Origin of the sequence: Massilia sp. CT11-108, from assembly GCF_047302915.1 — a bacterium.
Taxonomy (GTDB): Bacteria; Pseudomonadota; Gammaproteobacteria; order Burkholderiales; family Burkholderiaceae_D; genus Telluria; species Telluria orientalis.
The window spans coordinates 1-6,915 of sequence record NZ_JBKYMO010000309.1 but is presented as its reverse complement, the minus strand read 5'-3'; the positions used below and the strand labels follow the sequence as shown (position 1 = coordinate 6,915).

Sequence of the window (6,915 nt, the reverse complement as noted above, 5' to 3'; positions counted from 1 at the left end):
TCGTTGGGTCTGAGATGTGTTTAACTGACAGCGTCAGCCTCCGGCCCGGGCGCGACGTCGCCATCACGCCCGGCAAGGTCGTGATGGAAAACCACCTCGTCGAACTGCTGCGCTACGATCCCGTCACGCCGCAGGTGCATGCCGTGCCGCTGCTGATCGTGCCCGCGTGGATCATGAAGTACTACATCCTCGACCTCTCCCCGCACAACTCGCTCGTGCGCTACCTCGTCGAGCATGGCCACACCGTGTACATGATCTCGTGGAAGAATCCGCAGGCCGACGACCGCGACCTGTCGCTGGACGATTACCGGCGGCACGGCATCATGGAGTCGCTGGACACGGTCGTGCGCGAGAGCGGCGCCCCGCAGATCAATGCGTGCGGCTATTGCCTTGGCGGCACCCTGCTCGCGATCGCGGCGGCGGCAATGGCGCGCGACGGCGACGAGCGCCTTGCCAGCATGACGCTGCTGGCGGCGCAGGTCGACTTCACGGAGCCGGGCGAGCTGTCGCTGTTCATCGACGAGAGCCAGGTCAGCTTCCTGGAAGCCGTGATGTGGCAGCAGGGCTACCTGGATACGCGCCAGATGGCGGGCGCCTTCCAGCTGCTGCGCTCGAACGACCTGATCTGGTCGCGCCGCCTGCGCCACTACCTGCTCGACATCCCCGACAAGGACAATGACCTCGCCTCGTGGAATGCGGACGCCACGCGCATGCCCTACCGCATGCACTCGCAATACCTGCGCAACCTGTTCCTGCAGAACAGCCTGGCCAGCTCACGCTACCTCGTGAACGGGCGGCCGGTGGCGCTGACCGACATCCACATCCCCATCCTCGCGGTCGGCACGATGACGGACCACGTGGCGCCGTGGCGCTCCGTCTATAAAATCATTCCGCTGAGCGATACGTCGGTGACGTTCCTGCTGACGTCGGGCGGCCACAATGCGGGCGTCGTGTCGCCGCCGGGTACGCCGAACCGCAGCTACCAGATGAGCACGCACGAGCACGACGCGCCGTACGTCGATCCCGATACCTGGCAGGCCGAGACGCGCGTGCGGGAAGGCAGCTGGTGGCCGGCGTGGGAACATTGGCTGGCCCGCCTGGCCGGTCCATGGGTGGCGCCGCCTCCACAAGGACGCAGCGTGCGTGACGCGCCCGGCCACTACGTCCTGGAGCCGTAAGCCGTAAGCCGTAAGCCGTCAGCCGTGCGCCGTCAGCCCGGCAGCACGATGCCCGTGGTGCCGGGGCAGACAGGACGCGAGTATTCGCGCGAGACGTCGATGCAGCCGCCATCGGCATACACGCCGCGCGTGTCACGCAGGCGCGACATGCACGCGACGACGGATGCCAGCGCGGCCGGGTTGGCGGCCGTCTCCGCCACGTGCGCGGCGACGATCGCCTCGTTCATCCGCAAGTCGCCGGCGGCGTCGACATACGTGCCGTGGCGCCAGTGGTAGATCTCCAGGCATTTCGCGACCAGGCTGTACGGGCGGTCGCGCTGCCAGAAATTGCTGAACAGGCCGTTGCCGAGATAGATCACCCACGAGCCTTCGTAGCCGGAGGCGTCCGACGAAAGCGCGTCCGGATTGCGGAACCACACGCGATCGCCCGGCACGTACCAGCGCGGCGGCAGCGGCGCGTCGAACGAACCGTATTCGACGAGAAAGACGTCGTGGAAGGCGCCCGACTGGATCGCTGACGTCTCCCACTGCCGCTGCAAGGCTGCGAGCAGCGGCGGGTTGGTCCGTTCGAGTTCGCGCGCGATCCCGAGCAGCATCACGTATTCGGTCGCGCGGTAGCAGGAGAACGCGTACATGCGCCCGTCGCCCGCACCGGGCTGCGTCGCGAGCGTGAGGGCCTCGATCAGCGGCTGTCCAGGCAAGACCGTGAAGCCGCGGTCTTCGTCGTACGTCCAGTGGCTGGCCGGGCGGTCCGCTTCGGCCGTGCCGAACGCGAGCTGGGTGGCGCGCGCGGCCACGACGATGTTGCGCCGGATCGCGACCGCCGCCAGGAATTCGGCGGCACTCGCAAAGCGGAGCGTGCGCGGCGCGGCCAGCAGCGCCAGCACGATCTCGCGTTCGAGGTGGACCATGTTCGCGGCGGTATCGAGGCCGAGATCGCGGCACAGGTTCAGCGTGTCGCCATCGTCCACGAGCGCGTGCGCGGCGTCCGCCGACAGCGCGAAACCGCGGCCGTGTTCAAACGGCGCGAGATAGGGCCGCAAGCCGAGCTCGTCGAGCTTGTCGAGGACCTGGCGGTGCTGTGCGGGATCGTCGCCGTGGATGTCCAGGCCGCCGGATTGCGGCGGAGCGAGTTCCTGCGGGGCGAGTTCTTGGTATGCGGCGAGTTTCACGGGGGCGACAGCCTTAAAAGGGACGACGGACAGGGCAAGAAATGCTTCCGATATGCAATGAAAACGGTACGCCGCGAACCTGAAGTGAAAATTAAAAACAGGGTCGTCGAACATTACAGATTGGAAAGGCTGCCGTGTCTCGCGTGGCTGGCGTCAGGCTTGATGCGCCTCAAATGCGTTCAGGGCGTCGAGTACCGCGTGATCGGTATCCCGGTGTAACAGGCCACGCGCCTGCGTGGGCGTCACGAGGTGGACGGCTTGCGATTCCCACCCCATGTGCGCGGGATGGCCACCGATCCGGCGCGCGATGTAAAAGCGTGTAAAGGTCTGGGTGCGAGGGAAGTCGCCCAGCCAGGCCACCGGTTCCACGAGCAGCCCCGATTCTTCCCATACCTCGCGGATGGCCGTGGCCTGCAGCGGCAGGCCCGGTTCGACGCGCCCTTTCGGAAAGGTCACCGCATAGCCGCCAAAGCCGTTCGACGGCGCCACGAGCCAGATGCGGCCGTCGGCTTCGCGCACGACGGCGCCGGCCGCCGCGTGCTTCCCCGGCGGGAGGACGAACGGCGGTTCGACAAGCGTGGCGCCACCGGCGCAAGCGGCATCGACCATGGCGCGCGTGCACGCCGCGAGCGGCACGCCATCCAGCATGCCGGCGCAGACGCTGCCCGGCACGAACGTCACCGCGGCCCGCGGGTCGGCCAGCGCAGCGAGGTTCGCTTCGCACGACGGCGCGTGCAGCCGCACCTTGCGGCCGTGTTCGTCCAGTTGCGGATGCCAGGTGTCGTCCATGCCGGCGACTATACCAGCGCCGCGTAAACATGGTGCTCATCATCCAATCGTACGACAGCCTCATCCGCAAATTTGTGAGAATATCGGCCGAGCGACACGTTGACCAAACGCAAGGTCGCTCTCGATTCGTATTGACACAGCGAGGAATGGATGAACCCAACCCCAGCGCTCCGCGACGGAGCCGGCACGTGAACACACGGGATCAAAGCGTACTGCACGAAGGCACGCAGGCGCCCGCCGAAGTACCGAAGGCCTGCGCCACCGAATTCGACAGCATCGCGCTCGTGCTGCAGGGCGGCGGCGCGCTCGGTGCGTACCAGGCCGGCGTGTACGAAAAACTGCTGGAAGCGGGCGTCGAGCCCACGTGGGTGTCCGGCATTTCGATCGGCGCCATCAACAGCGCGATCATCGCCGGCAATCCGCGCGAGCGGCGGGTCGAACGCCTGCGCGAATTCTGGGAACTGGTCAGCACGGCCAGCGACGGCTTCGTGGGCGACCGGTGGACCGGCGTGCCGCTGGTCGACACGCTGCACGCGTGGGTCAACCAGATCGCGGCCGGAAGAGTGCTCGTGCAGGGCGTGCCCGGCTTCTTCGAACCGCGCGTGCCGCCGCCGTACCTGTCGTGGCCCGGTCTGGGTGCGACGAGTTTCTACGACACGGCGCCCCTTCGGGCGACGCTGGAGCGCCTCGTCGACTTCGACCGCATCAACGCGCGCGAGATGCGGCTGTCGATCGGCGCCGTCAACGTCAGGACCGGCAACTTCGCCTACTTCGACAATGCGAAGGACCGCATCGGGCCGGAACACGTCATGGCCAGCGGCGCGCTGCCGCCCGGCTTCGACGCGGTGGAGATCGACGGCGAGCGGTACTGGGACGGCGGCATGGTGTCGAACACGCCGCTCGACTGGGTACTGTCCGCGCGTTCGCGCCTGCACACGCTCGTGTTCCAGGTCGACCTGTGGAGCGCGCGCGGCGAAGTGCCGAAAGACCTTGCCGCCGTCGCGACGCGCATGAAGGAGATCCAGTATTCGAGCCGCACGCGCACCGCGACCGACGCATTCCGCCGCACGGAGAAGCTGCGCACGGCCTTCAACGAACTGCTGGCGATGATGCCGCCCGAACTGGCCGCGACGCGGCAGGCGCAAATGCTGGCGGAAGCGTCGGACCCCGCGCTGTACAACATCGTCGAACTGGTCTACCGCTCGCCGAACTACGAAGGCCAGTACAAGGATTTCGAATTCTCGCGCCGCACGATGAAGGAACACTGGCAGGCCGGCTACGCGGATGCGACGAAGACGCTCGCGCATGAAGAGATCTTCCAGCTGCCGCGCTTCGAGTGCAACCCGGCCACCTACGATTTCCTGACGCCGCCCGCGCATCCCCTTCCCCTCCCCACCTCCGCAGAAAAGGAACCGACATGAACATGCAGGACAAAGTCGCCGTCGTCACGGGCGCCGCCAGCGGCATCGGCAAAGAGATCGCGAAGACCTATTTCGACCATGGCGCGAAGGTCGTCATCGCGGACCTCAACCTGGAGGCCGCGCAGGCCGTCGCGCGTGAATTCGATCCGACCGGCGAACGCGCGCTGGCCGTCGCGATGGACGTGACGAACGAGGAACAGGTCGACGCGGGCATCGCGCAAGTGACCGATCAATTCGGCGGCATCGACGTGCTCGTGTCGAACGCGGGCATCCAGATCGTCGCGCCGGTCGACGAATTCAAGTTCTCCGACTGGAAGAAGATGCTCGCGATTCACCTCGATGGCGCCTTCCTCACGACGCGCGCGTGCCTGAAGCGGATGTATGCGCAGGGCCGCGGCGGCAGCGTGATCTACATGGGGTCCGTGCACTCGAAGGAAGCCTCCGTGCTGAAGGCGCCGTACGTCGCCGCGAAGCATGGCCTCGTCGGCCTGGCCAAGGTCGTCGCCAAGGAAGGCGCGAAGCACGGCGTGCGGGCGAACGTGATCTGCCCCGGCTTCGTGCGCACGCCGCTCGTCGACAAGCAGATCCCGGAGCAGGCGAAGGAACTGGGGATCAGCGAAGAGGACGTCGTCAGGAAGGTGATGCTGAAGGAGACGGTCGACGGCGAATTCACGACCGTGGAAGACGTCGCGCACACGGCGCTGTTCCTCGCGACGTTCCCGTCGAACGCGCTGACGGGCCAGTCGATCGTCGTCAGCCACGGCTGGTTCATGCAGTAGGTCTTGCAGCCCGCGGGGCATCCGCGGGCGATCGTTACTTCGGACCCTCCAGGGGACGGTAGTTCACGTCCTGCACCTGCAGGCGGCCCAGCGCCGCCGGCATCCGCTCCTCGAACCCGGCGTACTCCTTCAGCGCCTTCGGCGTCCACAGGCCCTCGGCCAGCGCCGCCAGGCGCGGCCAGGCCATGTATTCGACGTCGCGCGGGGTCGCCATGTATTCCGTCCACAACTGCGCCTGGCTGCCCAGCACATGGCGCGCCTGCGACGCCGGCAGCGCGGCCGGCAACGGGTCGTACGCGTACACGCGCGCGAGCGTCGTCACGTCGCGCACGCCCATCGGTTCGCGGAAGCCCGGGCTCTTCGGGTCGGCCTGGTAAAAATCGAAATAGGTCGCGCGCTCGGGCGTCATGACGACGTCGTGTCCGGCGCCCGCGGCCTTGATGCCGCCCGCCTCGCCGCCGTGATGAGCTGGCGCGAGGCCGCCTTCCAGGATCTCGTCCCAGCCGATCAGGCGGCGGCCGTGCCGCGTCAGGTAGGCATCCATGCGGCCGATGAACCAGCTCTGCAGGCCGTGCAGCGCGGGATGTTCGGCGGGCTTGCCCTGCGCATCGCGGTAGTTTTGGATGTCCTGCAGCGTGGCGGTGGCGGGCACGAGACCCAGCTGCTTCATGCGCGCCAGCGCGGCCGGCGACTGCGCCCATTCCGTCTTCGGGCACTCGTCGCCGCCCACGTGGATGGTCTGGCCCGGGAACAGGTCCATCACCTCGTCCAGCACATTCTGCAGGAAGGCGATCGTGCCGTCCTCCACGTTGAACACGTGCGGGATCACGCCCCAGTCGGTGCCGACCTGGAGTATCCGATCCGGCCGGTTGCCCAGCTCGGGATACGCCGCGACGGCGGCCTGCGCATGCCCCGGCATCTCGATCTCCGGCACGATCGTCACGTGGCGCGCGGCCGCCCAGGCGACCACTTCGCGGATGTCGTCCTGCGTATAAAAGCCGCCGTGCGGCTTGCCGTCGTAGCGCGGCGGATCGTACGCGAGCATGCTGTCGCGGCGCCACGCGCCCACCTGCGTCAGGCGCGGATAGCGCTTGATCTCGATGCGCCAGCCCTGGTCGTCCGTCAGATGCCAGTGGAAGACGTTCATCTTGTGCTGGGCAAGCAGCTCGATGTGCTTCAGCACGAATTCCTTCGGCATGAAGTGGCGCGCGGCGTCCAGGTGGCTGCCACGCCACGAGAACCGCGGCGCGTCCTCGATCGCCACGGCCGGCAGCGTCCACGTGCGTTTCACCCGCGCCTGGCGGTAGATGTCGGCCGGGAGCATTTGGCGCAGGGTCTGGATGCCGTAGAACAGGCCTGCCGGCTGCGCCGCCGCGATGGTCACGCCGCGCGTGTCGCTCACGAGGCGGTAGCCCTCCTTGCCCAGGTCCGCCTTCGGGTCGAGGCGCAGGCGGATCGCGTTGGCGCCGTCGTGCGCGGTCACCGGCAGGTCGAAGCCGGTGGCCGGGCGGAGGTAGTCGCGCAGGGTCGACGCCTCGGGCAGCGCGGCGCCGCTGGCGACGATGCGGGTGGCCGG

Annotated in this window: 6 protein-coding genes; 3 read left to right on the top strand and 3 right to left on the bottom strand. The window is 67.6% G+C overall.

Annotation, left to right across the window (positions count from 1 at the left end; translation table 11 throughout):
- On the top strand, positions 1 to 1,178 hold a 1,178-nt coding region (locus ACEN88_RS21210; RefSeq protein WP_413342762.1), incomplete at its 5' end, for a PHA/PHB synthase family protein.
- A gap of 32 nt (positions 1,179 to 1,210) precedes the next feature.
- On the opposite strand, the gene ACEN88_RS21205 is transcribed toward ACEN88_RS21210, so the two are convergent.
- Together ACEN88_RS21205 and ACEN88_RS21200 are read right to left on the bottom strand one after the other, a co-directional pair.
- Positions 1,211 to 2,350 carry a hypothetical protein gene (locus tag ACEN88_RS21205; protein WP_413342760.1) on the bottom strand — a complete coding sequence of 380 codons (1,140 nt, stop codon included), beginning with the start codon at positions 2,348 to 2,350 and terminating at the stop codon, positions 1,211 to 1,213.
- A gap of 153 nt (positions 2,351 to 2,503) precedes the next feature.
- Positions 2,504 to 3,139: an NUDIX hydrolase gene (locus tag ACEN88_RS21200; RefSeq protein ID WP_413342757.1), complete on the bottom strand. Its 636-nt coding sequence runs from the start codon at positions 3,137 to 3,139 to the stop codon at positions 2,504 to 2,506.
- Positions 3,140 to 3,327: 188 nt separating this feature from the next.
- On the opposite strand from ACEN88_RS21200, the gene ACEN88_RS21195 reads away from it, so the two are divergent.
- Positions 3,328 to 4,560, top strand: a complete 1,233-nt coding sequence (locus ACEN88_RS21195; RefSeq protein ID WP_413342755.1) for a patatin-like phospholipase family protein — start codon at positions 3,328 to 3,330, stop codon at positions 4,558 to 4,560.
- Positions 4,557 to 5,339: a 3-hydroxybutyrate dehydrogenase gene (locus tag ACEN88_RS21190; RefSeq protein WP_413342753.1), complete on the top strand. Its 783-nt coding sequence runs from the start codon at positions 4,557 to 4,559 to the stop codon at positions 5,337 to 5,339. Before ACEN88_RS21195 ends, ACEN88_RS21190 begins: the two co-directional genes overlap by 4 nt.
- 34 nt (positions 5,340 to 5,373) lie before the next feature.
- Here ACEN88_RS21190 and ACEN88_RS21185 read toward each other — a convergent pair.
- Positions 5,374 to 6,915: beta-N-acetylhexosaminidase (locus ACEN88_RS21185; protein WP_413342751.1), on the bottom strand; the 1,542-nt coding region annotated here is incomplete at its 5' end.